General features: G+C 49.3%; 26 protein-coding genes. 4 read left to right on the top strand and 22 right to left on the bottom strand.

Annotation, left to right across the window (positions count from 1 at the left end; translation table 11 throughout):
* The first annotated feature begins 250 nt into the window (after positions 1-250).
* The 3 genes from AC58QD_RS10390 to AC58QD_RS10380 all read left to right on the top strand — a co-directional run bounded on the left by AC58QD_RS10390 (position 251) and on the right by AC58QD_RS10380 (position 3,257).
* The gene (locus AC58QD_RS10390; protein ID WP_497332761.1) at positions 251-1,588 is read left to right on the top strand and encodes a helix-turn-helix domain-containing protein; all 1,338 of its coding nucleotides are present in this window, start codon (positions 251-253) and stop codon (positions 1,586-1,588) included.
* Positions 1,589-1,636: 48 nt separating this feature from the next.
* Positions 1,637-2,140 (top strand): VOC family protein, encoded by a 504-nt coding sequence (locus AC58QD_RS10385; protein WP_497332759.1) that lies wholly within the window; start codon positions 1,637-1,639, stop codon positions 2,138-2,140.
* Positions 2,141-2,210: 70 nt separating this feature from the next.
* A complete protein-coding gene (locus AC58QD_RS10380) occupies positions 2,211-3,257 on the top strand; it encodes a LacI family DNA-binding transcriptional regulator (protein WP_497332757.1) in 1,047 nt (348 codons plus the stop codon).
* A 59-nt stretch (positions 3,258-3,316) separates the two neighbouring features.
* Here AC58QD_RS10380 and AC58QD_RS10375 read toward each other — a convergent pair whose 3' ends face one another.
* The 11 genes from AC58QD_RS10375 to AC58QD_RS10325 form a co-directional block, all read right to left on the bottom strand.
* Positions 3,317-4,738 (bottom strand): sulfatase family protein, encoded by a 1,422-nt coding sequence (locus tag AC58QD_RS10375; protein WP_497332755.1) that lies wholly within the window; start codon positions 4,736-4,738, stop codon positions 3,317-3,319.
* Between the two features lie 29 nt (positions 4,739-4,767).
* Positions 4,768-5,595, bottom strand: coding sequence for a sugar phosphate isomerase/epimerase family protein (locus AC58QD_RS10370; protein WP_497332753.1), 828 nt, complete (start codon positions 5,593-5,595; stop codon positions 4,768-4,770).
* Between the two features lie 36 nt (positions 5,596-5,631).
* Positions 5,632-6,525: an AraC family transcriptional regulator gene (locus AC58QD_RS10365; protein ID WP_497332751.1), complete on the bottom strand. Its 894-nt coding sequence runs from the start codon at positions 6,523-6,525 to the stop codon at positions 5,632-5,634.
* Positions 6,526-6,592: 67 nt separating this feature from the next.
* Complete coding sequence (locus AC58QD_RS10360) at positions 6,593-8,017, bottom strand: sulfatase family protein (protein ID WP_497332749.1); 1,425 nt, start codon at positions 8,015-8,017, stop codon at positions 6,593-6,595.
* Positions 8,014-8,577: an adenylyl-sulfate kinase gene (gene cysC / locus AC58QD_RS10355; protein WP_497332747.1), complete on the bottom strand. Its 564-nt coding sequence runs from the start codon at positions 8,575-8,577 to the stop codon at positions 8,014-8,016. The genes AC58QD_RS10360 and cysC overlap by 4 nt, the downstream gene beginning before the upstream one ends.
* Positions 8,578-8,648: 71 nt before the next feature.
* Positions 8,649-9,653: a Gfo/Idh/MocA family protein gene (locus tag AC58QD_RS10350; RefSeq protein ID WP_497332745.1), complete on the bottom strand. Its 1,005-nt coding sequence runs from the start codon at positions 9,651-9,653 to the stop codon at positions 8,649-8,651.
* A gap of 34 nt (positions 9,654-9,687) precedes the next feature.
* On the bottom strand, positions 9,688-11,094 hold the full coding sequence (locus AC58QD_RS10345; RefSeq protein ID WP_497332744.1) for a sulfatase family protein: 1,407 nt from the start codon (positions 11,092-11,094) through the stop codon (positions 9,688-9,690).
* A gap of 37 nt (positions 11,095-11,131) precedes the next feature.
* Positions 11,132-11,947 carry a sugar phosphate isomerase/epimerase family protein gene (locus tag AC58QD_RS10340; protein ID WP_497332742.1) on the bottom strand — a complete coding sequence of 272 codons (816 nt, stop codon included), beginning with the start codon at positions 11,945-11,947 and terminating at the stop codon, positions 11,132-11,134.
* A gap of 37 nt (positions 11,948-11,984) precedes the next feature.
* Positions 11,985-12,974, bottom strand: coding sequence for a Gfo/Idh/MocA family protein (locus AC58QD_RS10335; protein WP_497332740.1), 990 nt, complete (start codon positions 12,972-12,974; stop codon positions 11,985-11,987).
* Between the two features lie 1,091 nt (positions 12,975-14,065).
* A complete protein-coding gene (gene ltrA, locus AC58QD_RS10330; protein WP_497332738.1) occupies positions 14,066-15,367 on the bottom strand; it encodes a group II intron reverse transcriptase/maturase in 1,302 nt (433 codons plus the stop codon).
* 660 nt (positions 15,368-16,027) lie between these two features.
* A complete protein-coding gene (locus AC58QD_RS10325) occupies positions 16,028-16,369 on the bottom strand; it encodes a hypothetical protein (RefSeq protein ID WP_497332736.1) in 342 nt (113 codons plus the stop codon).
* Positions 16,370-16,534: 165 nt separating this feature from the next.
* Here AC58QD_RS10325 and AC58QD_RS10320 point away from each other — a divergent pair, with 165 nt between their 5' ends.
* Positions 16,535-17,389: a helix-turn-helix domain-containing protein gene (locus AC58QD_RS10320; RefSeq protein WP_497332734.1), complete on the top strand. Its 855-nt coding sequence runs from the start codon at positions 16,535-16,537 to the stop codon at positions 17,387-17,389.
* A 25-nt stretch (positions 17,390-17,414) separates the two neighbouring features.
* On the opposite strand, the gene AC58QD_RS10315 is transcribed toward AC58QD_RS10320, so the two are convergent.
* From AC58QD_RS10315 to AC58QD_RS10265, 11 genes are all read right to left on the bottom strand, one after another.
* Positions 17,415-17,921 (bottom strand): GyrI-like domain-containing protein, encoded by a 507-nt coding sequence (locus AC58QD_RS10315; RefSeq protein ID WP_497332732.1) that lies wholly within the window; start codon positions 17,919-17,921, stop codon positions 17,415-17,417.
* A 38-nt stretch (positions 17,922-17,959) separates the two neighbouring features.
* Entirely contained in the window at positions 17,960-18,745 is a 786-nt protein-coding gene (locus AC58QD_RS10310; protein ID WP_497332730.1) for a hypothetical protein, read from the bottom strand.
* Between the two features lie 21 nt (positions 18,746-18,766).
* On the bottom strand, positions 18,767-19,561 hold the full coding sequence (locus tag AC58QD_RS10305) for a VOC family protein (RefSeq protein WP_497332728.1): 795 nt from the start codon (positions 19,559-19,561) through the stop codon (positions 18,767-18,769).
* Between the two features lie 189 nt (positions 19,562-19,750).
* Positions 19,751-20,374: an RNA polymerase sigma factor gene (locus AC58QD_RS10300; protein ID WP_497332726.1), complete on the bottom strand. Its 624-nt coding sequence runs from the start codon at positions 20,372-20,374 to the stop codon at positions 19,751-19,753.
* A gap of 166 nt (positions 20,375-20,540) precedes the next feature.
* Entirely contained in the window at positions 20,541-21,890 is a 1,350-nt protein-coding gene (locus AC58QD_RS10295; RefSeq protein ID WP_497332893.1) for a peptidase U32 family protein, read from the bottom strand.
* Between the two features lie 51 nt (positions 21,891-21,941).
* Positions 21,942-22,877, bottom strand: a complete 936-nt coding sequence (locus AC58QD_RS10290) for a peptidase U32 family protein (RefSeq protein WP_497332891.1) — start codon at positions 22,875-22,877, stop codon at positions 21,942-21,944.
* 14 nt (positions 22,878-22,891) lie between these two features.
* Entirely contained in the window at positions 22,892-23,968 is a 1,077-nt protein-coding gene (gene mltG, locus AC58QD_RS10285) for an endolytic transglycosylase MltG (protein ID WP_497332724.1), read from the bottom strand.
* Positions 23,969-24,047: 79 nt separating this feature from the next.
* Positions 24,048-24,356: a DUF1292 domain-containing protein gene (locus AC58QD_RS10280; protein WP_497332722.1), complete on the bottom strand. Its 309-nt coding sequence runs from the start codon at positions 24,354-24,356 to the stop codon at positions 24,048-24,050.
* Positions 24,353-24,658, bottom strand: a complete 306-nt coding sequence (locus tag AC58QD_RS10275) for a DUF1292 domain-containing protein (protein ID WP_497332720.1) — start codon at positions 24,656-24,658, stop codon at positions 24,353-24,355. The genes AC58QD_RS10280 and AC58QD_RS10275 overlap by 4 nt, the downstream gene beginning before the upstream one ends.
* An 8-nt stretch (positions 24,659-24,666) precedes the next feature.
* Entirely contained in the window at positions 24,667-25,086 is a 420-nt protein-coding gene (gene ruvX, locus AC58QD_RS10270) for a Holliday junction resolvase RuvX (protein ID WP_497332718.1), read from the bottom strand.
* Positions 25,087-25,321: 235 nt separating this feature from the next.
* A complete protein-coding gene (locus AC58QD_RS10265) occupies positions 25,322-25,582 on the bottom strand; it encodes an IreB family regulatory phosphoprotein (protein ID WP_497332716.1) in 261 nt (86 codons plus the stop codon).
* Positions 25,583-25,633 lie beyond the last annotated feature (51 nt).

The raw sequence follows: 25,633 nt of genomic DNA, 5'->3' as shown, positions 1-25,633 counted from the left end.
TTGTCAGCCTGCCTCATGTAACGCCACCCTAAGGAAGGAGGCCTCAGCGCCGTATGCACTTCCGGGCAGTTACAAGCTCGTGACTTCAGTCATGAGTTGTTGACTGTGTACAAGTCACCTCGGTTCCCCTCCATTATAGCATGGCAAGAGTCAGTCAACGCAGCAGTTGATAAAAAAGGACATTTTTTCCCAGTCTGATTTTGATATGATGGAATTGAGAGCACCCACAATAACAGGAAAGCAGGTTGAAATGGAAACCGTACATGCCGTTCAAAGCGCGATTGATTTCATGGAAGACCATATGTATGAGCCCTTAACTTTGGATCAAATTGCGGATGCAGCTTATATGTCACTCCCAAATCTATATCGCAGCTTTTATGCGCTAACCGGACATCCGCTTAAGGAATACATGCGTAAGCGGCGCACCCATCAAGCTGCTGTTACGATCCGCGTATCCGATCTATCGGTTCTCGAGATCGCGTATGCCTGCGGCTTCGAATCCTACGAAGCTTTCATCAAGTGCTTCAAAAAGTATACGGGTCTCACGCCAGGAACATATCGCAAAGCTGCCATTTACTTTAGCTTTGAGCGTATTAATCTGCTTGAAAACGTCGTCTACAAAGAGGATCGCTCTCTCTCCGAGCGTTATCCGGACGTCAAGGTTATTCGAATGGAAAAGACATTTATGCTGACATACTTGCATGCATCGGCAGAGCGAGCGGGACTCGAGGAAGAGGCTTTTCGGCATTTTACGGAGAAATTGAAGCGTATAGGCATCCCTCTGGCCAAAGCACGTGTCTATGGCTCGAATGTGGAGGACATTGCCCATCGAGATCGTTATTTGTATCAAATCATGACTCCTGTGGCGGAGGCGTTCTCTTGCGAAGCTCCTGACCTTCACGTCCTTCCACTAGAAGGAAGCTTGTACGCAGTTGGCCGATCACCCGCCGGGACGCCCGATTCGATCCTCTCAGCCTGGAATCAACTGCTGGCTGAATGGCTTCCCAAGAGCACGTTCGCGTTAGGACCCGCTGCTTTCATGGAGGAGTTCCTGCATGATCACGGAAAGCCGTATCGCATGAAGTTGCTGCTGCCTGTAATCCGTAAAACGCAACAACCGAATATTGAGAGAAAACATCTTCCTTCTTTTAGCTTTCTCTCTTTTCGCACCTACGGACCTACTAGTGTAACGCTCTCAGACGAATGGCTTAATAGGTGGTTACTGGAACGGGGGTTTGCGGGAGATCAGCGGATTCAATTGTTTATGTCATGGAGCTATGGTCTTTTGCCTGGTGAAGAATATTGGTATGAATTAGGAATAAGCTTGCCAACAAACTACATCACGGCACATGAAGATCAGGACCGCATCAAACACTGGCAGGAAGGAGAATATGCTTGCTTAACCGCATATGCTTACGGAGCTATGACTGGTGTACTGGATCAACTCTACAGCTGGATTAGTCATAATGAATTTTACACATGGGATGAGAGCAGACAGTGGTTCGCCAAATATATTCCCGGTGAGACAAGCGACTTAGAGCGGACTACTAAGATTGAATGTTGTATCCCGATCAGAAGATGTGAATGAAGGAAAGGATCGTGACGTATGGGAGAGCAGGCAAGAGAACTCGGGGACATGAGCTCGAATCGGCAACTGGTTAGAGGTTCGGATGGGTATAAACCGGTACTGGTTCCAAAAGCATTACAAACTTTATTCGGAGGGGTACAGATGAGTGATTCCAAACAAGAGGTATTGAAGCTTGCAACAAGCAGTCCAATCAGCAATAAAATAGGCAGTGTGTTTATCCCAGTTAAGGATATTGAGAAATCGCGGGATTGGTATTGTGCGGTTCTGGGCTTAGAGCCTGCAAATTGTCCGATTAGGAGCGGCCACTTATGTCCGTTGCCGATGGAGGGGACAGGCATTATCCTTGATACGATGCCGATGTGGGGCGGTAAAGATGAAGGCGGTCCGCCGAACATCAAGACTCCTGCGTTCATGTTCTTGACGAGCGACTTGCAGGCCTCCTTTGAGTATATGAAGCAAATCCAGGTAGAACTAGTGACAGAAATCGAACACAATCATTGGTTTGTATTCAAAGATCTTGACGAGAACTTGCTAATGGTGTGCCGGGAGTAGATTGTATTTGACCCCAAGCGTGATCATGGTACGATAGCATAAGAAATCACCACATTCGAGGTGTTCCAACTTGTCCATTCGTAAACAGGTCACGCTCAAAACCATAGCCGAAGCGCTTGGTCTTACTGTACAAACCGTCTCCAAAGCGATCAAAGGAAAATCAGGCATGTCGGAGGCAACCCGACAGCTCATTATGCAAACAGCGGAGAGGTTAGGCTATTTCTCCATGGATCAGATTCGCAGCTTGCGTGCCGAGTATATTCTCCCTTATCCAACCGAGAAGAAACGATTCATTCTAGTCCAAACCGAACAATCCGTCTGTTATAATCGTATGCTGTTGGAGGGCCTGCACAATCGATTCGCTTCCTTCGGTCACCTAATAGAGATCAGGATGCTCCCCCGTTCGATCCACGAAGTGGATATGCCTCGGTGGGTTGAGCAGAGCGGGTTAGAGTATATAGACGGATTGTTCATAGCGCCCAGTATTGTTCCGGGAGCTTGGGAACCTGTGTTATTTCAATTACCCGTGCCCAAAATCTTATTAAATTTTCCACCCCCGGGTACTCGAATCGACAGCGTGATCTGGGATATTTATGAGGCGAGCTATCAATCCGTTGCTTACTTGCACAGCATCGGACATCGTAATATTATGTATGTCGGAGATACCGATTCGAAACGAGGCTTCATCTTGCGTTGGCAAGCCTTTCAGCAAGCTATGAAGGTATTCGGCATGGATGTGGATCCTGTCATGCATTCGACGGGAGAACGCAAGGATCGCAAGCTATGGCTTGACCAGTTACAGCGTAAATTAATACATTATGCTCCTAGTGCGCTGCTTTGCGGAATTGACGAAGAAGTAAGCGACGTGTACCAGCTATGCAGTGAACTCCATATACGCATCCCTGACCAGCTATCCTTCGTTGCTTTATTGAATGAACAGCCGGATTCGCTTCCCCTATTCACACGTCCCCATCTCTCTATATGGGAGACTGGTTATCGTGCTGCTGACCGTATGTTATGGCGGATCGCGAACCCAACCCTTCCATATGAGCATACGCGCATTCAAGGGGAATTTATCGTCGGACGCACGACTGCTGCGGTGTTAGGAGAAGCATAGCTGCACTGAAAGCCACTGGCAATTAGAGTAACGGGTTCTGTTTTTGAGCCCCATAGGTCTCAAAGCTTCTGCCCGTTCAGCAGCTGACGCTTCGTCCACTCGTTGGCAACAAGTGCATCTCCGTCGCTTGTCAGCCTATCGTAAAGACGCCGCCGCAGATCGCTAACGACGTCAACTTGCGCGGGGTCGGCGATCCGATTGTTCAATTCGCCGGGATCTTCTCCAAGATCATACAGCTCATCTACATCGGTCGTGTTCCAAATGTATTTCCAATCCCTCGTTCGGATCATCCGTTGGGTGTATAAACCGAATTGCTGTCCATTATACGTGGACACGACGTCCTCACGCCATTCGCCCTGCTTAGCCAGTTCCTCAGCCTCGTTGAGAAGAAGCGGCAACAACGAGCGGCCCTGCAGAAATCCAGGATGCCCGGCGCCAGCTGCTTCGAGCACGGTCGGAGGCAGATCGAGAATATTGTACACAAAATGGTCGTATTTGACGTCCGGTTCGATCCGTCCCGGCCATCGATACATAAGCGGAACATGGACGACATCGTCGTACAGGATGTAATGCTTATCCATCATTCGATGCGAGCCGCACATATCGCCATGGTCCGCGGTAAAGATGACTAGTGTATTCTCAGCTGCCCCTGTCTCCTCGAGTGCCTGAAGCACCTTCCCGATGGCATCGTCCAATTGACTAATCATCCCGTAGTATCGGGCGACGATCGGCGCCCAATCTTCCCACGTATAATCCTGAACGCCCCAGTTGTAGAGCTGTTGCCGTTGAATGTAAGGCTTGCCGGCGAAAGAATCGCGAAAACCATCCCATTCAGGTACATCGGAAGGGTCATACATGTCGGCGAACCGTCCCGAAGGCCGGCATGGAAGATGGGGATCTGACAGATGAAGGGCCAGATGCCAGGGCCTCCCTACTTGCTGCAATCGCTCCATTGCTTCGATTGCTCTCTCGGCGAACCAATGCGTCTTCGCATCATGAACTGGGATCGGATTGGCCTCGCCAAAAAAACCGTTCGTAAACCGGACCTGCGGGTAATGCTGCTGCTGAAACTGCGCATATGCCGTCTCACCCACATAAACATCGTAGCCGTAGGCGATCGCGTCGTGGTCGGGATGGACGCCCCATTTACCGAGAAATGCAGACGTATACCCAAGCTCTCCAAGCTGCTTCGGCCACGTATACGAATCCGGTGGAAGTGCCCCCACCGGGAGCGCTCCGCTAAAGTTCCATAACGCCCCGAACGTTTCAGGACGTCTGCCGTTAAGCAGAGATTGGCGGGCCGGGCAACAAAGCGGGATATGGGAATACGCCTGGGTGAAGAAGGCTCCTTCGCGCGCCAGCTTATCGAGATTCTGCGTCTGCACGGGATATCGGCCGCTTATGCCCACACAATCATAACGGAGCTGGTCCGCTGTAATAAGCAGCACGTTTGGCATTGAATTTGAAACCTGGTTTTCCATGAGTTAACCCCTTTTCGCCCTGCCCTTGGTTATACCCCAGCCTTCTCCGCCGCCTCCAGGATTCGATCGCGCACCATACGGAAATTTTCCTCTTTTACATATTCGAGAATGAACGGAGTTCCTGGTGTATGCTTCCCGTATAAACGCAAAAAAGCGACCCAGTCAATATCGCCGTCCCCCACGATTCGGCCGTAGGTATCGTTAACCTTCCGGTCTTTGCCATGGTAATAAGCAATGTTAGGGGTCAAGTGCGCGAACATCTCTTCTTCCGTATTGTTTGCAATCAGGTTCGCAGGGTCCATCAGCACCTTCACGCGGTCCGAGCCGACTTGACGAATAAAGTCAGCCGTTCGTTTGGCGCTCGGCACAACGTCAAGCACACAAGGCTCAAGCGCTACATGAACACCGTATCGCTCCGCTTTCTCGGCCAACCAGACGAACCCGGCCTTCAGCCGTTCGAATGCCGATTCGTATCGATCCGCCTGTATCCCCCGACGCTCCGGGATGAATCCGCATTCCGTCGATACGACAGGAATGCCGGCAGCGGAAGCAAGCTGAAGATGCCGCTCGAAGTATTCGAGGTTCGCTTGCCATAACGCATCATCCGGCTCCAGCATGTTCGTAAATACCCCAAGCGCCGACACCTCGATGCTGCGCCCGCGGTATTCCGAGACGATCTGGCCGAAACGCTCATCCGACATATCCGACATATCTGATCGGCCGTTATACACCCAATATTTCGAATCGGTCTGGGATAAGCACAACTCCACCCACTTTAGTCCGCTCGATGCGATAAGCTCCGCTGCTTGAGCGTTAGTCAGGTGCGGAAAGCTGCGCGTCACAATTCCTACGTCCATTACCGGTTCCCTCCCTTGTTATATACCGATCCCGATTTACAGGTCCAACTCGAGTCCAGTCCGATATTTGCTAGGTGAGCAGCCAACATGGCGAAGGAATAGCCGGCTAAAGAAGGCCGGGTCTTCGTACCCCACCACCGTGGCGATTACGATCACCTTCATATCTGTATCGGCAAGCAAGTGTTTGGCTCGTTCGATGCGGATCTCATGCAGCAGGTCGATAACGCTTTTATCGTATTCCTGCTTGATCACCCGGTTTAACTGTCGGACACTTATGTTAAATAATTCGCCAAGCGAGGTCAGTGTAATTTTTTGATCGTAGTTTCGCTCCAAATACCCGTATATGCGCCGAGCTGTCAATTCACGGTCGTTCTTTCCCGGAGAGACTCGCTTTTTAGCGATCAAGCTGTAATAACGAGACAGCAAAATGAGCAGCTCGATCAGCTGCAGCTTAATGATCGTCGAATATCCGGTGCCCCGGTTGCCGATCTCCTTGATCATATGATCCAGCAGCGCCTGGACCGCAGCGGCGTCTTGGCCGTGGAGATTAAGCCGATGGTTAAAGCGATCTTCATTACCTAAGAAAGGATGGACGTAGAAATAATCCATCGAGCTCGATATCTCCAGCTCGCGAAGCAGCGTATCGGGAATAAAGGACGGCATAAACAGACAGTTGATGATTTCGATCTGCTGCCCCGGTTCAAGGGAATACGAATGGGTTTCCCCCGGGTTAATAATAAAGACGTCCCCAGGGCGGATCGTATATTCGTCACCTTCAAAAATATGACGGCCTTCCCCGCGTACAACGTACACAAGCTCTACGAAATCATGTCCGTGCGCCGCCACCTTCTGGTCATGACTGGTTCGCGTAATCCAAAAAGGGAACTCTTCTTTCATATTAAGGCTGCTGCTGCTGATATGATGGCTCAAGAAGTCTTCCCCCTTCCGAGACTTTAAACCGTATCTTGACGTGTTGACGATGCAAGTATTGCTTCCTCTACGAATGTCTGATCAAGTGTCCTGCTTCCGCAAATCGTTCGCGACGAGGGTCCTGAATCCATTCCTCCCAAGTTAGACCGGACCCAGCCAGTATGGCATCGATCCGCTTCTTGAACGGAAGTCCGGCTTCGCTTAGCTGCTTCTCCATCGGATCGGTACGACCAGCCAACTTCTCCATGACCCACTGCTCGATTCTCAGCTCGAGTTCGTTCGCTATCTCCGGCAGGTGGTCGGCTAAATTATTTGTTTCCTCTGGATCGTTCTGTAGGTCATAAAGCTCACGGGGCGGCCTATTAAACGGCCCCGGATCGTAAGTGCGGATAAACTTATAGCGGTCCGTCCGAATACCGCGTGCCGCCTGCCATGCGCATTCGCTCAGGTGCACATACTCGTGCGTTCCACTCGCCTTACCCTCTATCGCCGGCCATAGGCTCCGTCCGTCGAGTCCCGTCAAATCGCTAAGCCCGGTCAGGTTAATCCCGGACGGCTCCTCCTTGCGCACAGCTTCAAGAAGCGTCGGCAGTAAATCGACCTGCTGAACGAATCCGGGTATACGTCGTCCTGAGGGAATGCGGCCAGGGTAACGAATAATGATCGGCACATGTACCGTCTGCTCATACAAGCCGCAATGATCCCAGTAAATGTCGTGCTCGGTTAAGCTCTCGCCATGGTCGCCGAACAACACCAGCATCGTATCGTCCTTAATCCCGAGAGCTTCGAGATGGTCGTCCAGTTCCTTAAGGCGATCATCCAAGTATCGGATCTCCGCGTCGTACAGAGCGTCGATATAGGCGGTGTCCGTGACCGGGCCGAGCAGATCGTAATGGTGATGCTTAAAAAACGGATAAGCCGTATGGTTGTATGCGGGTTCCATGCTTTTATTCGCGTTATCGAATGGATCGCGCCCTTCACCGTAAAACGTTGGAATATAGTCTGCCGGCGGCAAATACGGCGTATGTGCATCCCAATAATGCAGGAATAAAAAGAAAGATTCGTCCTTGTGCTGCTCGATCCACGGCATCGCCAGGTCGTTGACCGTACGTCCGTCGATCCACCGGTTGCCGCCTACGCTATTGATATAATATCGGAAGCCGCGGGCGAACCATTCCTTCAGCTGGTATAGATTATCAACCGCCCCCGTCGTAAAGCCAGCGGTTCGAAGCAGCGTTGGCAGCCATGGAGTCGATTTCGGCAAGCTCGTCAGGTCTGAGCCGTGAGATACGATTCCTGTCGTAAGACCGACCTTGCCCGTAAAAATACCGGTATGCGCCACCTCAGTCGGTATATCAGCGGCATATGCGCGTTCGAACAGCACGCCCTCGGAGGCGATCCGATCCATATGTGGGCTCGTTGGCTTCGTATAGCCGTAGCTGCTTAACCGATTGGCTCGCAAAGTGTCTAATGAGATGAATATGATTTTCATATATACATCCCCTCAAGGCACACATTAGTCGAGAAAACGGATTGTTCGTTAAGCCATGACACTATTTTATCACGATTTTGCTGAACTGTGACGTTATGCGTCTCGATCGTGATCTCCGGCGCAACAGGCTCCTCATAAGGGTCGGATACCCCTGTAAACCGGGCGATTTCGCCTCTTCTTGCCTTTGCGTATAAGCCCTTCACATCCCGACGCTCGCATTCCTCAAGCGGGCAGCGGACATAAACCTCGATAAAGCCGGGAACCTCTTGCCTTACGTATTCGCGCATTTCCCGATATGGGGTTATCGCCGATACGAGCACAGTCACACCGTTGCGCGACAGAAGCTTGGCGACGTATGCAATTCGTTTAATATTCTCGAAACGCTCTTCTCGGCTGAAACCGAGCCCCTTGCAGATCGTTTCGCGAAGCTCGTCGCCATCCAGCATTTCCACGCGTCGGCCTAACGACTTCAGCTCCTCCGCCACTTGGCGGGCCGTTGTTGTTTTACCGGAGCCGGATAGACCGGTGAACCAACATACCGCTCCTAGTTCATTCTCCATTGTTGTCCCTCCTGGATGTTGCAGAGATTGAAGGCGATTGCCATACAGCAGCCGCTGCTGTTCGTATTGCGTCATATGATCGAAGGGACTTCTACTGCTGCTCCGCCCAGCTGATGCGAACGAATCGCCGCTTCGATCACTTCCTGCGCCGCTAGTGCGTCTGCCCCGGAGGCATCCATTTCATCAGGCGTCTTCCCTGCTTTGATCTGCGAGATAAAACGCTCGATCCGCAGTCGGAACGTATCGTCAAAGCCCTGCATCCCGCCGAAAATCGGATTGCGCACAACGAGCAGATCCTCAGACTGATGAGGGTAATAGGTCAAGCTTTCATACACATTGTCAATGACGAGACGTCCCTCGGTCCCAGCAGCCTCGCACCATTCAATCGGATGCTTCATCGACATGTCGTAGCTGCCGGTCAAATGGCCTACCGCTCCGGACGCAAACTGCATGTTAATCGATACAGTCGACCAGGAAGCGCGCCCTGGCGCCTTGGTCATGAAGGCTTGCACTCGTTGGACGTCTCCGGCCAAATAACGCATCACATCGATCGAATGAGGATGCAGAGCCCGCATATGGAACCATTCCGATGCGTCAGCGGGATTGCGGATCGTCAGCCGCATATTAAGAAACAGCATCGAGCCTAGCTTTCCTTCCTCGATCAGCTTCTTCGCCCGTTCGGCCGCCGGCGTAAACCGGTGGTTCAGGTTGCACGCAAGTCGCACGCCCTTTTCTCGGGCGAATGCGACCATCTTCCTGGCTTCCCCGATATCATTGGAGATCGGCTTCTCGACGAGTAGGTCTTTACCGGCTTCGAGCGCGATCATCGTCGGCTCATAATGATGGCTGCCCTTCTCGACGCCGGCGGTCGCCACGATTACGGCGTCCACGTCCTCCTTCTCGAGCATAACCCGCAAATCGGTATACGCCGCAACCCCATGCTCCCGGCCGGCCGCCGTCGCCCGCTCCTCCATCAAATCGCAAACGGCGACAAGCTCGGTCTCAGGATGCTGCCGGTAGTAACGGCAATGGATTTTGCCGATGTTGTTGACACCTACAACGGCGACTTTTATCATGGCTGCACTTCCTTTCGGAGCTGAGGGCAATCGTTCACTTCTTCGCATTCTCAGGCACTTTTTTCGCTTGGAGCGCTACTGCTGTTGATATCGAACCGATATATAGCGAGTCATAGGCTTGCTCGGACGACGTAAACGGACCGATACCTTTGCCGTGCCAGTCAAGATTTGTATAGATCGGATTCGGACGCTTCGTCTGCTTTTCGCGTTTCGCGATATGCGCGTTCATCCGTTTCGTCAGCAGCTCGACTACCTCCGGCTCCCGTTCCGCCACGTTGACATTCTCCCCGGGATCCTTAATTAAATTGTACAGCTCGACCTCGGGCTTACCATGGAAGTCCGGCTCAAGTGCGCGAATTAGCTTCCATTCCGGAGTCCGCCAACCGTGCTTGCGCATCCATGTGCACTCCGTAATATAGAACTCGGTGACGACAGGCAGCTCTTCCCCGGTCAAACTTCCGGCCAGGCTTCGTCCGTCAAATTTAATTTTGTTCCTTATGCCAAGAAGATCAAGAACCGTAGGCGTTATGTCTTGAATAAGCGTTACGTCGCTGAAACGCGCGCCCGGTTTCACCTTACCTGGGTACTTAAGGATAAGCGGTACGACGAGCGTGCACTCATACAGACCGTGGTGGTCGAAGTAACAGTCATGCTCATACAGTGTTTCGCCATGGTCCGACGTAATGACGATAAGTGTCTCTTCTTCAATCCCGAGCGCCTCGACTGCCGCAAACAAATTTTGGATGCATGTATCCATATATGCAATAGCGCCGTCGTACAGGTTGGTAACATACTCTTGATCGGTCACGCCCTCTGGAATCCACGATTTCAGGAAATCGCCAAATGGCTTGAAATTGAAAACCGGTTCCATCGAAGTGTTGGACGGATCCTTCTCGTCCTTACCATAGTACATCCGATCGAACGGCTTCGGCGGCAAGTACGGCGAGTGCGGATCCATATGGCGCAAGAACAGGAAGAACGGCTTATCGTCCGCCGCCAGCCGATGCAGCTCAGGAAGAGCGACGTCGTTCATGTTCTGCGCCTTCGGACACTCGCCATTCTCGTTCGGCATCCATGCCTCATAGTTCAAATAGGTCTGAAATCCGCGCGATGACGGATTGCCCGTAAAGCCGATGCAGGTCGTGTTATAGCCGTTCTCCTCCAGCACCTCGCCCAACGTTCTCACATGGCTGCCAAGCGGTCCTTTGTGACGCAGCGCCACGACGTCCGTGCCAAATACGTCCATACCGGTCAGCATGGAGGCGTAGGCGGGTGTCGTCGGAATGCTCGGGCTAAAATGCTGCTCGAACAGCGCCCCTTCCGCCGCCAATTTATCCATATGTGGCGTTGTAAGACGGGAATAGCCGTAAGAGCTCATATGGTCCCGGCGCAGGCTGTCGATTCCAAGGATGATTACGTTCGGTTGTTTTTTACGTGCCATTGGTTTATGCCTCCTTGATTTGAAGGGCGTCTCCCGCTTAGCGAGCCCCGAGCTTTTTCAGACATGCGTTCAAATAGCCGTACGTTTCAGCCGCAACAATCGAAATCTGCGCCAGTGAGTGCTCCGGCTTCGCGCCGATTACCTCTAGGACGACCGGACCGATATAGCCGCCATCGACCATAGCCTTGCAATAGCTGTACAGGTCGATATCGCCACGTCCGCAAGCCTGCATCTCGATGGAACCCGGTCCTTGCTCGCGGCCTCTGCAGTCGCGGATATGAATGTGCTTCACCCGGCTTAGGACAGCGGGGAGCGCTTCTTCTGGATTTTCACCGGCGCGGTGGATGTGGCTCGGGTCCATATCGATGCCGAACGACGGAGAGGTGATATCCTGCATGGCGCGCAGCGTCGTCGGAGTATTGTAGATTGCGTTGCCCACATGTGCCTTGACGCAAAGCATCACACCGAAGTCCGCTGCTTTCTCCGACATGCGGCTCAACATGTCGATCGAGCGTTGAAGATCCTCTTCCACGCCAAGCTTGCCGCCCGGACCGATGTTGACAATCGGGATACCGATCTCAGCGCCCGCCTCGAACGCGCGGACGAGCCGATCCTCGTCACGGACTCCACCGAATTCCATCGACAGCAGCTCTAGGCCGTGTTCTTCCGCTGCTGCTCGAATGCTTGCTTTTTGCTCGCTCCACTTCGTTACATCCAAATGCTCGCACATGCCCTCGATCGCGGATACCTCTACACCGTCATACCCGCAAAGCGCGATATGCTTTGCCGCGGTTGCAAAATCGAACTCTTTATACAGCACCGAATTGACGCCCAACTTAATCAGCTTAGACACTTTGACATCTCTCCTTAATCGGGTTAGTGGATAGTTGTTACAGAGTGACGACCGTTCCTGTTTCGAACGATTTGATTGCTGCCTCTATGATATATTGCGCCCTCAGCGCATCTTCGCCGGAACCATCAATTTTGTCGTATGAAGCCCCTTCTTCCAACTGGTCGACCCATGCATCAATGCGACTTTTGAACGTTTCTCCGAATGAGCGCATACCGCCGAGATAACTGAACGTTTCTGTCTCAATGCTATGACGGGGATAGAACGACAGGTGCTCGCACGCATCTTCAAGGACAAAACGACCTTTCGAGCCAACCACCTCGCAGCATTCCAGGCCGTAGCCCTTGCCCGCATCATAACTGCCAACGAGGTTGCCAATGGCACCGTTCTCAAATTCCATAATGATTTGTGCATTCGACCAGATCGTACGTCCCTCGCCCTTCATCATGAACGCCGCGACTTTCTTCACATCACCGGCAAAGTAGCGAATGACATCAAAGGAATGCGGATGCAGCGCACGCAGGTGAAACCAAGGGGACGTTTCTACCGGGTTGTTGATCCACATTTTCATATTGATCATGTGCAGCTTGCCGAGGCGTCCCGCCGTCATCCATTCTTTGGCCCTTACGGCTGCTGGCGTGAACCGATGGTTCAGGTTAACTGCGTAAGGCAGCTTCTTCTGCTTCGCGAGCTCGACCATCTTCTCGCCCTCGTCGATCCGGTTAGAGATTGGCTTCTCGCCCAACACAGGGATGCCCGCCTTCAGCAGCTCCATCGTAGGGGCGAAATGCTCCCCGCCATTCTCCTCCCCCTTCGTCGCTACGCTGACGCCGTCAAGCTTAATCCCGCTGGCCAGCATTTCCTGTACACTATAGAATGCCTTCACGCCGTATTTGGCCGCCGCTGCATCCGCCTTCTCCTTCACGATGTCACAAACTGCTACCAGTTCGACCTTCGGGTTGTCCTTGTACACGCCCGCATGAATGCTTCCGATGTTCCCTATGCCTACTACCGCGACATTTAATGTCATTATTCGGCCTCCCATGGCTCATTATCGATCGATTTCGTCCAGCTGCTTGAGTTCCATTGATGTTCTCCTTCATTTTACATCCCGCATGATTGCTTTTTCATTGTGGATTCAGCCATCCACATGGTTGATCTGGACAATATTTAAGGGCTGCCCTTGAGAACAGGAGGACGAATAAAAAAAAACCTGGCCGATGGCCAGGTCCTTGGTGTTGGATATCAGTTGGGTGCGTGGAAGGGCAGAAAGGCGGGCTCCAATCGCTGTTGCACTTCAATTCTTTTGAATCATGTTTTTAGTGGTGAGAATTCAAGTGCAAAGGCGACCGCTGACGCTTTTCCGCTCCACCTTCTGCCCTTTTCTGTTCTACCTTGAGCGCATCTAGTTAGGGAAACACGAAAAATGGCCTGTCTGTGTATAAATGATCGTCATCTACTTTATGTCGCTAAAGGACTGTCTACAAAGGACCGAAGCCCATCTATAGATTCTTCGGATTTGTTAATCAAACTTTACTAATATTGAAGGAAAACGAACTAATTTGTCCTTCAACCGAGTCGCAGGGGCGATTCGTTAACCCACCTGCATAAAAAGCTCTTGTGCTCACCTTGCTTTGTGTGTTCGCGACTCTCCATTAACTTTAGCTGCAAAAGCTGCAGTTATTTTTCTAGGATCGTGGCCCTTTACCAAATTACCTGCATTTCCTACCGTTAATTTTATAATATCCGGCTCATCTCGATAAATATCTAATCATTAGCTGCAGGTTTTACAGTTATACTTCATATATGCTGCGTTTAAGAGAAATTAGCTGCAGGTTTTGCAGTTACCTCTTAAGCTGTTTAGCTAGAATAGCTGCATCTGCTCCCTTTTCCTTCCATAGTAAACATCGTCTGATTAGTAATTCCCGCCTAAATTAAAAGTGGAACTTACTGTTCCACACCAACACTCCGCATTCTAAGTAGAGTAGAGAACTGAGGTTTCATTGGAGGGCGAAAACCCTCTTCTTTACTTATCCAGCTCCCCCTGCATCAAACCGGACGTGAGGTTTTCCCTCATCCGGCTTTCCGATGTTCTTCTTTCTTCCGCTTTACGGTACTCTCCTAGCCTACAAGTTTCTTTAATCCAGAATGCTGAGCCACTATGCCCGCTATTCTAGAGTGACTATGCTTCTTCCGACTATTACGTTTCTTGTTCCAAAACAGCATTAACCTTTTTCGAATATACCAATCAATCTTATTCAGAAACAGATCAGCAAAGGTGTCCATCGCGTAGTAGTTTCTCCATCCTTGGATTTTCGGATTGAGTTCTTTGACCATTTGGTTCATTGTCCAGAACAGTCGGTTTCGTGGCTCTGTGACTTCCTTTATCTTCTCTTTCATCTTCTTCATGGCTTTCTTCGAGGGGTAGCTTCGCAGAATGTAACGGTCTACTCCTTTAACCTGCTTTGGGATTTTTCGGTGATGCATGCCTAGAAAATCGAATCCTACCTTGTCATTCCAGAGGTTGACTAGCTTGGATTTGGTCGTATTCATCTGTAACTCGAGTTTGCCAAATACAGCTTTCAATACGTCAATTGCCTTTAGGGCATGCTCTTTGGTTTTGCTAAGGATGACCAGGTCGTCCGCATAGCGAACGAGTGTACCGAGTTCAGTGAATTTCTTTTCCCAGATCGTGTCGAGATAGTTCAGATAAATGTTTGCTAGTAGTGGACTAATGACCCCGCCTTGAGGACTTCCGAGCTCGGTTTCGTAGAACTGATGATCTTTTACGAATCCCGCTTTTAGCCATTTCCGTATGAGCTTGAGCACTCTTTTGTCGCTTATTCGTTGTTCCACTAGCCTCATCAGCTTCTCATGCGGAATATTATCAAAGTACCCGGCGATATCGACATCCACCACCCAGTAGACACCTTTCTTAACGGCACGCCGTATATGACGAATGGCTCCTTTGGCATCCCTCTTGGGACGAAATCCATAGGAGCATTCTTTAAAATCCGCCTCGAATATGGGCTCGATCACCATTTTCGTTACCATCTGTACCGTACGATCGCGTATAGCAGGTATACCTAGCGGGCGAAATTTTCCATCTCCCTTGGGTATCTCTTTACGCCGTGCGGGTAACGGATGGTATGTGCCTGAGAGGAGTTGTTCCCGGATTTCTCCAACGAATCGATCTTCCCCATATTCTGTTACGATGTGGTCAATGGTTATCCCATCGATTCCTCCACTGCCTCTATTGCCTTTAACCCGTCTCCATGCTTCCCAAAGTAGGTCTTCCCGATAAATCTTGTCGTAGAGTGCATGAAACTTCCGTCTTGGATTTTCCTTGGCGGCAAGATATAGCTTGTCTTGAAGTTCTTGAGCTTTTACTTTGGCGTAGTTAGCAGGTTTATCTGCATTCACTCACTCGTACCTCCTTAACTTGCTTGAACAAAGTAGGGATTCTTCCCTCCATGAGGTTTTGTTGTCCTCACTTCATTGGTAGTACAATCCCCTCCGACTCCCTTCCCGCAGCTCACCACTTCACCTTTCGGGCTTATAGGTCTGCTCCTTACGAAAAAAAACATCTCGTGCGGGGGAGGGTCTCCCTAGTTCCAAGCACAACTTTCCCAACATGCCGATCCCCTTACGCCGGAGAGTTCTTCTGCGTTGCACTTCCAAGGGCTTCACGCATTCCATGGTCTTCGCCCAAACACACGAGGCTCGACTCTCTCTTGTCCTTTTCAGGTCTTTTTTGTCGACGCGGCAGGATTCACTTGATGTTACGGCCTGCTGTTTTGCTCGCTCCCCTCAGGGATGCTTTGTCACAGGGCTTCAACCTTAGGATCTCTCCACCAGCTGCCTGTCAGCTACGAGGCGACTTGGCTCTTACCTCGATTGAACTTTCATCAATTAGTTGTACCTAGCTTGGCTAGGCGCGCTATGTTAAGAAAAACCTGGCCGATGGCCAGGTCCGCAGGATCGACTCTGTTATAAGAGCATTAAACACTCAAAGGAGGATCTGTCGAGCAGATCCTCCTTTGTTGCATTCCATATCTTATTTTTTCTCGAACCTCAATTCACTTAATAAATGTTAGACATGGATTTACGGCAAATACGCCTTACACATTCGAACGTAAGCCATACCGCTGCATCGTTCCGCATTTTCAAGTGAAGCTCGTTCTCCTGGTCGACCTTTAGCACAAGCTGAGCTTCAAGGGTCCCTCTCAGCCGTTGCCGGAGCTCTTGAATATAGTTAACGTACTGAATATAATCGCATAATAACTCATCCGCTTTATTGAGGCTTGTGCCAATAACAGAGGCCGCTTCGTGATCTTCCAACTCATAGGTCTCCTTCAGCAAGTCCTTTACACCGTCCAACACTTCCGAATATTCCGCTTCTGTAACAAAGTCTGCCAGTGCCATTAGTCGCCCTCCCAATGATCGACATGATCCCAACACGGTACTATTGTTTAATTGGTTATCCGTATTTTATCAATTATTGGGCGCAGAAAGTTCAATTCTATTGTTGTGTAATAGCACTGTGTTGTTATAATGATCATAAACCAATATAGGGAGAAGGGATCGCGATTGCTGTTCTCAGACGGTGTTCTGCGAAAAAGCCAGCTCAGCTATAAACATAGACATTACACGGATGGCAACTACGCTGGATTTTATCACTATCACAGAGGAATCGAGCTATTATTCGTGCATTGCGGTAAAGGAACTTTGGTAGTGAACCGTAAGGTATATACTTTGGAAGCCGGCTCCATTGTTTTTATCCAGCCCTTTCAGCTCCACAGAGTACAATTCGAGGTTAGCGAACAAATCCCTTATGAGCGTACCGTCCTTACATTTGAGCCGTTCACATACGCTCCTTATTTCAACATGTTCTCCAAAACATACCGATTCTTCGAGCATCTATGGAAGGATGACTTGTCTAATCAAGTGTTTCGAATGGACAGTAACGAACCTTATATTTCTGCGTTATTGAAGCGTCTGGACAACAAGATCAAGGAATCGAAAGGAACAGATGACCTGGAAGGCACGGGAATGATGATTCTCGCTATATTGGAATATATACAGTCCCTTAATGAAATTAAGGGCTTACAGGGAACTCCCCGATCCGAACGTCATGCCGAGAAAATCATGCAATGGGTCGAAGAGAACTACACAAAGCCCTTTGAACTGAATGAGCTAACCGCATCCCTGCACCTATCCAAGCATCATGTCTCCCATCTGTTCCGCAGCGAAACGGGAAGCAGCATTACCGACTATGTAATTGCTCGCAGAATCAGACAAGCTTGTTGGTTGTTGAAAAGTGAAGCTGTCTCCATTGAACAGATTGGGGCTAGAGTAGGGATCCCTCACTTCTCATACTTTTGCCGATTGTTCAAGAAAATTACAGGACTCACTCCCAAGCAATATCGGAATAGCAACCTATAGATAAGTATCATAGCTTAGCTATGTGTTAATTCTGTTTTATCGGTCCATACACCTCCACTGTAACCCTCTCTTGCGGTATGCATTCCCGATCAAATCGATACTTCTCAAGGATCATCTTTTTCTCAGAATGTACTAGCCCATTCTCCTGTCTGTAAGCGGCAAGAGTGCCATAAGGATCGGGATTCATCGGATGCGGCCCATCATAGTAGACGACCGCATATGTAGCTGTTGGAATTGTAAATCCCATCATCCCTTCAGGAACATCCAATAGTTCGTTGACCTGCAAGCAATAAAAATAAGTAAACATATTCTCGCAGCTGTACCAAGGCGCCCAATAAGTCTCGGTGTCGACAGCATGTTTGATTTCGTTCAAGCGGTCCATGAATAATTGTTTCTTCTTGCCGATTTTGCTGAAATCACCGTCCTGGAAGGACACATTTATCGGGAAGCCGACTACCTTCATCTCCTCCAACTTTAAAACTCGTACGGGCTCTGCCTGGATCGTTTGTTCATTTGCCGACTTTTCCTGCATGCTTATTCATCCCCTCTATTTATGGTATCAACTACTATCTAAATCTTTTGAGTCACCGCTACATATAAGTTAGCTTCTGTCGGGTTCGCAAGGTACGGTCTTTTATGAAATTCTAAACGTTGTTCGCCTGGGGTATAACCCTGTTCAACTAAACTGCTAACAAGAGCTTCGAATGTTTGTTGTGTCTGCGCAGAAGAACCGTAGTGCCACTTGAGTCCATAAAATTGAGCAGGAATCCTCATTGTAGTGAGAGCAGCAGGATACTCTTCGTTCGATTGGCAAACATACCCGATGAAGATCACCCTTTGTATGTGCGCCGAGTCACGCACAATAATCATTCGGCTGGTTGATTCCTGCGGTATTTGACGTTCTACCTCTTGGATGCGAGCCAGTATCTCCTCTTGGGTGCTGTTGATATCCATATATAACCCTGCTAAGTTCAACGGGCCCAGCTCCACAACCCTATATGAAAAAAATTGGACAATCCCGATTGAATTGCCTTCCCCATCGATACAATGAAAGCCCGCGTTGTCGGTATTCCAACTAATAGACGTAACCTCGATTCCAGCATCCGTAAGCTCCTTGTGGGTACGAGTAATATCACCAGATTGCAGATGGAAGACCGGCTGCTGTAGCGGAACGGCATCCTTCGCATAAATCAGGTGAAATAGAAATGTATCTTTCGTGAGTAGCTCCGCATAATAAGTGCCGTCAGTCGGACCCAGCGTTAGCCCCAAAATATCCCGATACCATTCAGAAGCACGGCGGACATTCTTCACATGAAGCGTTACGCCAGGACGTTCTCCTACAATGCCAATATCCATCTTCCTGCTCTCCTTCTCATGTCAGACTAAGACTGCCACTTTGGAATAAAGGGTGATACGATTTCCCGATGGATCTATGATTTCGCATGTAAGCCGTTCGCCGCTCGAGCTGATACCGGTAGGTTGACCTTGCCGTGCTTTAAGCTGGCTATGAGCGCTCACTAAATCTTCCGCGACCAGGCCGAAGTATGGGCGATTGGCTATTCCGCTGCTTTCCATATTGGCAGAAGCCTCGTCTCCATGGACTAGAAGGGTGATTAGCGTCCCTCCCTCCTTGAGACCAAGATCAGCACCAGTACCCCAATGGTGGAATAGTGTGAAGCCTAGCATATTCATATACCAGTCTAGCGATTGCTCGAGGTCATGGACAGGAACGAAAATAGCATTCACACCGTCAAGAAGCTTCGGATGGGCAGGGGTATGTCGATGATAGGGAGACGTCTCCCGTTCGTAGCAGAAGCCCAGCCTGTTCCCGTCCAGATCTTTTAGTTGAAAAATCGTTACGTACTTGCCCTCCAACCAGGCAAAAGGATCGCACTTTAACTCCTCGAACTTAAGCTTCGTTTCGTGAGGGTCCAGCGTTCGTAAATTAAATACGGTTGTCCAACCCTCGGCGTCCAGTACACCCAGGGGATGAAAATGCGTTTCTTGCACAAGCGTGAGAGTAGTCTCCCCTCCGTATACATCAAGCTCCGCCTCGCCTGGATGTTCGCGTATCAACTGAAGCCCAAGCTTGTCTTCATACCACACAGCTGCTTTCGACACATCCTGGACAGGAATCCGAACTGTGCCGATGTTAGTAAACATAGTGTTCATTCCAGACACTCCTTTTGTTGTATGATGCTGGCCCCTATATAAACGTCAAATGCTCACGAATACTAACGGTCAATTAGAAGATTATTTTGCGTATACCATAATTTCAATTCCGTTCGGGTCGCTTATGGCAAAATACAGCGTAGTTCCCGTTCGCACAATACGCTTAACTTTCATTCCGTTGCTAGTTAACTAAAGGTAGGCGATTATCATAAATTCCGGATCATGTCGTTCGAATGCGAGCACCAATTGTTTGATTAACTCGGAATTTCGTCCTCCTTCACTGGAAGGTGGAGAGAAGGATACAAGTTCTCCTCCTGCAGCTAATTGTTGTACATTAGTACGCGCACGCTTCAACGCCATCGTCACCGCTCCTTCAGTAGCATCTATCCTGTAAGCCGTTTCTTTGGCCGTGAAGGCATATACATCCATTAGGAGCAAAGTAATGGCCTGCCTTGCGGGCAATCGATGCAAGACGGATTCCAGAGCTTCCTTGATCACTACCTGATCTATAGACGAATCCTGAGGTGTTGGAACCCATTCTTCTTGCAAATTCTGTGTTGGCAACCGTGATTTCCGACAAAAGTCCACCCATGTCCGGCGAGCAATCGTATTCAGATAGGCTAATGTGACGGGTCGCTGACTATCCTGCTGCAAGGAACGGTATACTTTCATAAGCGTTTCCTGAAGAAGATCATCTGCCATCCATTCACTTCCCGACAGCCGGAGGCAGAAAGTACGGAGTTCCGTTATCCGTGTCTCTACTTCTGCTTGAAAGCGTTGTTCCACTCGTAACTTCAGCTGTTGCTCAAGCATTTGATTCCTCCCATGTATGGCAAATCAAATCCTTAATCCCTATTACAAAAAATACCATTGTTAGACGGCTTTCGTAAATCCCTTTTCCCAAACTATCGATCACAACAAACAAACCCATCCAGCTTGCTGCAGGATGGGTTGATTACATATTTCCACGTATTCCATGTTACTTTTTCTTGCCCGTTTGCTTGCGCATCATATCGAATTCCTTCACCGGGTGATCCACGCGGAAGCGCACCATTTGTAGCGGATGACGCGCTGCATCCAGCTCATTGCCAGCCTCATCCCACAATGTACCTACTGTCTGACGGAAGAAGGTTCCTCCCGGTCCAAAGAACTCCACATCTTGTCCAGGCTTGAAATGATTACGCTGCTGCACGGTTGCGATCCCTGATTGTTCATCATAGGCGGTGACGAGTCCTGCAAAGTCAAAATCAACTCGCTTGTCCTCCGGCCCGAAGATATGGTCATCATGCCCCGGTTCGTCAAAGAAAAATCCGGTATTCAGCGGACGATTCGCAGCTTTATAAATCTCCTCCAACCAGGCTGGATTTAACTTATAATTGTCAGGATCCTCATAATAAGCATCAATGGCTTGTCTATATGCATTTACCACGGTTGCCACATAGTGAATACTCTTCATCCGGCCTTCGATCTTGAAGCTCTCCACCCCGGATTCAATCATTTGTGGAACATATTCGATCATGCACAAATCCTTGGCGCTCATCATGAACGGATCTTCATTCGGGAACAGGGCTACTTCCTCCGCGCCTTGCTTGAAACGGCGAAGCGTCTCGTCTGCCATCGCGTGCTCTTCTGACACGAGCGTGCTCACATTCATACCGCCATCCTCAAACAGGTCATACTTCCATCGGCATGATTGGCAGCAGCCCCCACGATTGGAATCACGGTCGGTGAAGTGGTTGGACAATACACAGCGGCCGGAATACGAGCTGCACATTGCTCCATGTATGAATGTCTCGATCTCGATATCGACCTTCTGCTTGATTTCCAAGATCTCATCCATATTTGCTTCTCGCGCCAACACCACACGATGTACGCCCTCATCCTTCCAAAACTGCACAGCTTGCCAGTTCATTGTGGATTGTTGCGTGCTGAGGTGAATTTCGAGCTTCGGTGCTGCTTTCTTACAGGTCTCAATAATCGCAGGATCAGCTACGATAATAGCTGCAATGCCTGCCTCCTGAAGATTGCGAAGATATTGTTCAATCCCTTCAATATCTTCATTATGAGCGTAAATATTCGCAGCAACGAATACTTTGGCTCCATATTTAGCGGCAAACTCTACACCTTCACGCATTTCCTCGAAAGTGAAATTATCCGCACTGGAACGCAGTCCGTATTTCTGTCCGCCAATATATACCGCGTCCGCGCCATAACGAACAGCGAACTTCAGCTTCTCCAGACTTCCGCCAGGTGCAAGCAGTTCAGGTTTAGGTCCTAACCGCCGCTTGCTTGCAACCGCTGAACCTGATTGGGGTTCTTTCGCAACCATGTGATTCGTTTGCATTTCCATCATCGTCTCACCTCTCTTATCCTAACCTTATTAATAGACCTGTTCTTTATAATAAAATCCGAAGGACAATTCACGTTCCGGATGCTGCAAAGCGCGGATCGGCTCCAGCCACTGCTCTTCATTGAATACATAACCAGCTGGATCTGCCATATAGGCATCTATGATCTGTCTGTAACAACGTACCGCGGTTTCATTATATTCAATCGATTTCAGCAAACCTTCAATCTTAAAGCTGTCAACGCCTGCCTCGAGCAATTCATGAAGACTCTCTGCCATACATATATCATCCGAGCTCATAATATGTGTTCCGTTGCGGTCTTCGTATACCGGGAAGCGCTCATCCTGACGCTCCTCTTCGATCAAGAACAGCTTCCGATCCGCTCCCAGCTGCTCATCTGTTGGATCTTGACCTTGGTGGTCATAATAATTGCTCACTAATGCCCGCTTGGAATGATAGATGTTCGTCATGCCATGGACTTGCACCTGGACATCAATCTTCGCCCGTTGTTTGAATTCGACCACTTGCTCCATGTTCAGCTCTCGCGCTAATATAACACGGGTTGCCCCTTTTGTTCCCCAATAATTGGCCGTCACATAGTTGGTTGAGGTCATCTCGGCATTCCAATGCAGCGGTATAGACACCCCAGCCTGTTTCATCGCGATCAGGACAGCAGGATCCCCGAATACAACTGCATCGACACCGGCAGCGTGTAATAGCTTTAAGTAACGGGGCAGCTCTTCCAAGATAGCATTATCCATAATATTGTTGCATACCGCATAGACGCGCGCTCCTGCAGCATGAGCTAATTGTACAGCTTCTGCCGTCTGCTCTGCCGGGAAGTTCCCGGGCAGCCTCATCCCGAAACGAGAGTCCCCGATCTGAACCGCATCCGCGCCAGCTTGGACGAGACGGACCAGCTCTTCCATACTGCCTGCTGTCGCAAGCAGTTCAACATTACGTTTCAACTCTGTCAAAACATTCACCTCTTCTTGTTGCTTAGGTCGATATTATTCAAATGCTGCTGATACGTTTCGGCAAAATAATGCGATTGGGTGCCATCCTTCTTCGTAACATAGAACAAATAGGGGGACTCGGCCGGATATAGGACCGCTTGAATCGACTTTAAGCTTGGACTTGCAATAGGCCCCGGCGGTAAGCCAGTGATGATATAAGTATTGTAAGGACTGTCGACCAATAAATCCTTCTCAAAAAGCCGTTCTTTCGGCTTATCCAGCATATATTGTACAGTTGCATCAATCTGCAGCTTCATGTTCTGTTTCATTCGATTCAAGATTACACCCGCAACCAAGGCACGCTCGTCATCCACTACAACTTCTCGTTCGACCAAAGAAGCTACGGTCATCAGTTGATGGAAGCTCAGACCAAGCGCCTTCTGCCTCTCCTGCCAATCAGGCGGCAAGCTCTTAAGCTTGTTATCAAGCTCCAGCAGCATACGTTCAATGATATCTTGCTCGGTGCTGTCTTTCTTCATCTCATACGTTTCCGGGAACAAGTACCCTTCCAGACGATGCTTCATCGTTGGAATTTCCTGAATGAGTGCAACCGAAGGGTGGCCTTCCATAAAAGCACCTTTGGCATCTACCGCTTGGAGGAATAAGTCACGATTCACAGCCCCTTGCGCGCTGAGCTTGTCCGCAATCTGCAAGATCGTGAACCCTTCTGGAATTGTAAAGCGCAGCATTTCAGTCTTGACGGTATCTCCCTGGTTCAAACGAGCAATGATTCCGTCCGGTGTCTCACCTGGGCGAAATACATATTGACCTGCCTGAAACCTGGAGCCTTCACCCTTATACTTTAAGTATACTTTAAAAACTAGGGCATCGCGAATAAGTCCATTCTGTTCCAACAAATCTGCGATCTCTGACGAACCAGATCCTGGTTCAATCATAAGTGCAATCTCTTTGTCCTGTGCTTCGACAGGTTTCATGGAGGAGGAAGCATATAATCCTACTCCGCCAACCGCTCCGATTCCAAGCAGAATCAGTACAATGATCGTCCATACGATCCATTTGACACGACTTCGTCGATTTTCCATTTTCCTCTCCTCATGATAAGTATACGGACATCTCTTCCTTCAAGCACAAAAAAGAGCGGTTGGTAACCGCTCGCTCGTCCTAATCCTTCGTTGGATACATCCGATCGTCGACGATCTCAGAGATGGTCTCCCACTCGTCATCATCTTCGATTGTCTGCAATTCCGGTTCTTCTCCTGGCTTAACGATCACCTTAAACAAGGCAACCTCGTGTTCTTTCCGAAGCGCTTCGGATTGTAAAGCCGTATAGGTCTGGGACTCGAACGTAAATTCGGTTAGGATGCGATGAACCGTCGACTCGCCTTGTTCATCGAACAACACGATATCTTTCCCATATAGATCCCTGAGGGTTCGAACCTCGATCGCATTCAGAAATCCATTCGCACTCATTTCTCTTGATCCTCTTCCTCAAGCTCGGCGACTAATGTATTGAAAGTTTCTTCAACCATATCCCACTCTGCTTCATCCTCGATCGTGAACAGTTGAAGATCGTCTCCGTCTTCTTCATAACGGAAAGCATACACTTCATCTGTTTCTTCTTCTTCGCCATTGACAGGGACAACCATCATATATTTCTTATCCGAATCGTCTAATTCAAACTTCATAATGACTTCGAATTCTTCTTCATTGCCTTCCTCGTCTGGAATGAAGATGATTTCCGGTTCTTCTAAGTTCTTATTGTCGTTAGACATAGTACACCTCACCTTTTCGATTTGTAGTCCAAAAAGCCTTGCAAAATCAACACAGCGGCCATCTTATCAATAACCAACTTGCGTTTCTTTCGACTCACATCAGCTTCTATTAAAGTACGCTGTGCAGAAACCGTTGTTAGCCTTTCATCCCAAAGGTGTACCGTCAGTTCGAATTTGTTTTGCAAAGTTGCAGCGAATTCCTTGCAAATTTCACCCCTTGGGCCAATGGTGCCATTCATATTCTTCGGCAGCCCAAGGACAATCTCTGTAACGCTATATTGGTTCACAATTTGTTCGAGCCGGTCCAGGTCGTCTTCGGGTTTTTTCCTCCGAACCGTTTCCAGGCCTTGCGCAGTCCAGCCAAACTCATCGCTTACTGCTACACCGATTGTTTTATCTCCGTAATCAAGTCCCATGATTCTTACCATTTACTCTTGTCTCTTCCCTGCCAGCTAGGATCTCTTGGTTTAACCTTCGAGAAACGATAGCGCAGAGTTTGCATAAGTCCCGTAAAGTCCACGTGCCGCCTTTGAAACCGTGTATTCACCACAAATACAATCAAAAATACACGGTTTCAACAGCGGCTGAAGGGACTTATGCAAGGCTCGGAGCTACAAGTTTCTAACGGCTCTTAAAGCACAAGATCCTCGCTCGGCTCCACTCTTATTTGTGTTGCTGTAAATAACTGCGTACCAACTCTTCGATCAATTCATCCCGCTCCCGCTTACGAATCAAGCTGCGCGCATTATTATGACGCGGAATGAAAGCCGGGTCGCCTGAGAGCAAGTAACCTACGATCTGATTGATCGGGTTATAGCCTTTCTCCTGAAGCGCATCATACACGGTTAATAGTACTTCCTTGGACGATGTCTCGATACCTTCAGCCGTTACATCAAACTTCATTGTCTTGTCCATATGGTTCATCGCCAAGCACCCCCGGTTCCTAAACCCATTATAACCTCTATAACTGTATTA

The organism is Paenibacillus sp. J2R1T-4 (genome assembly GCF_059692235.1).
Note: the sequence above shows the minus strand (reverse complement) of the source record. Positions and strands in the feature narration are given on the sequence as shown.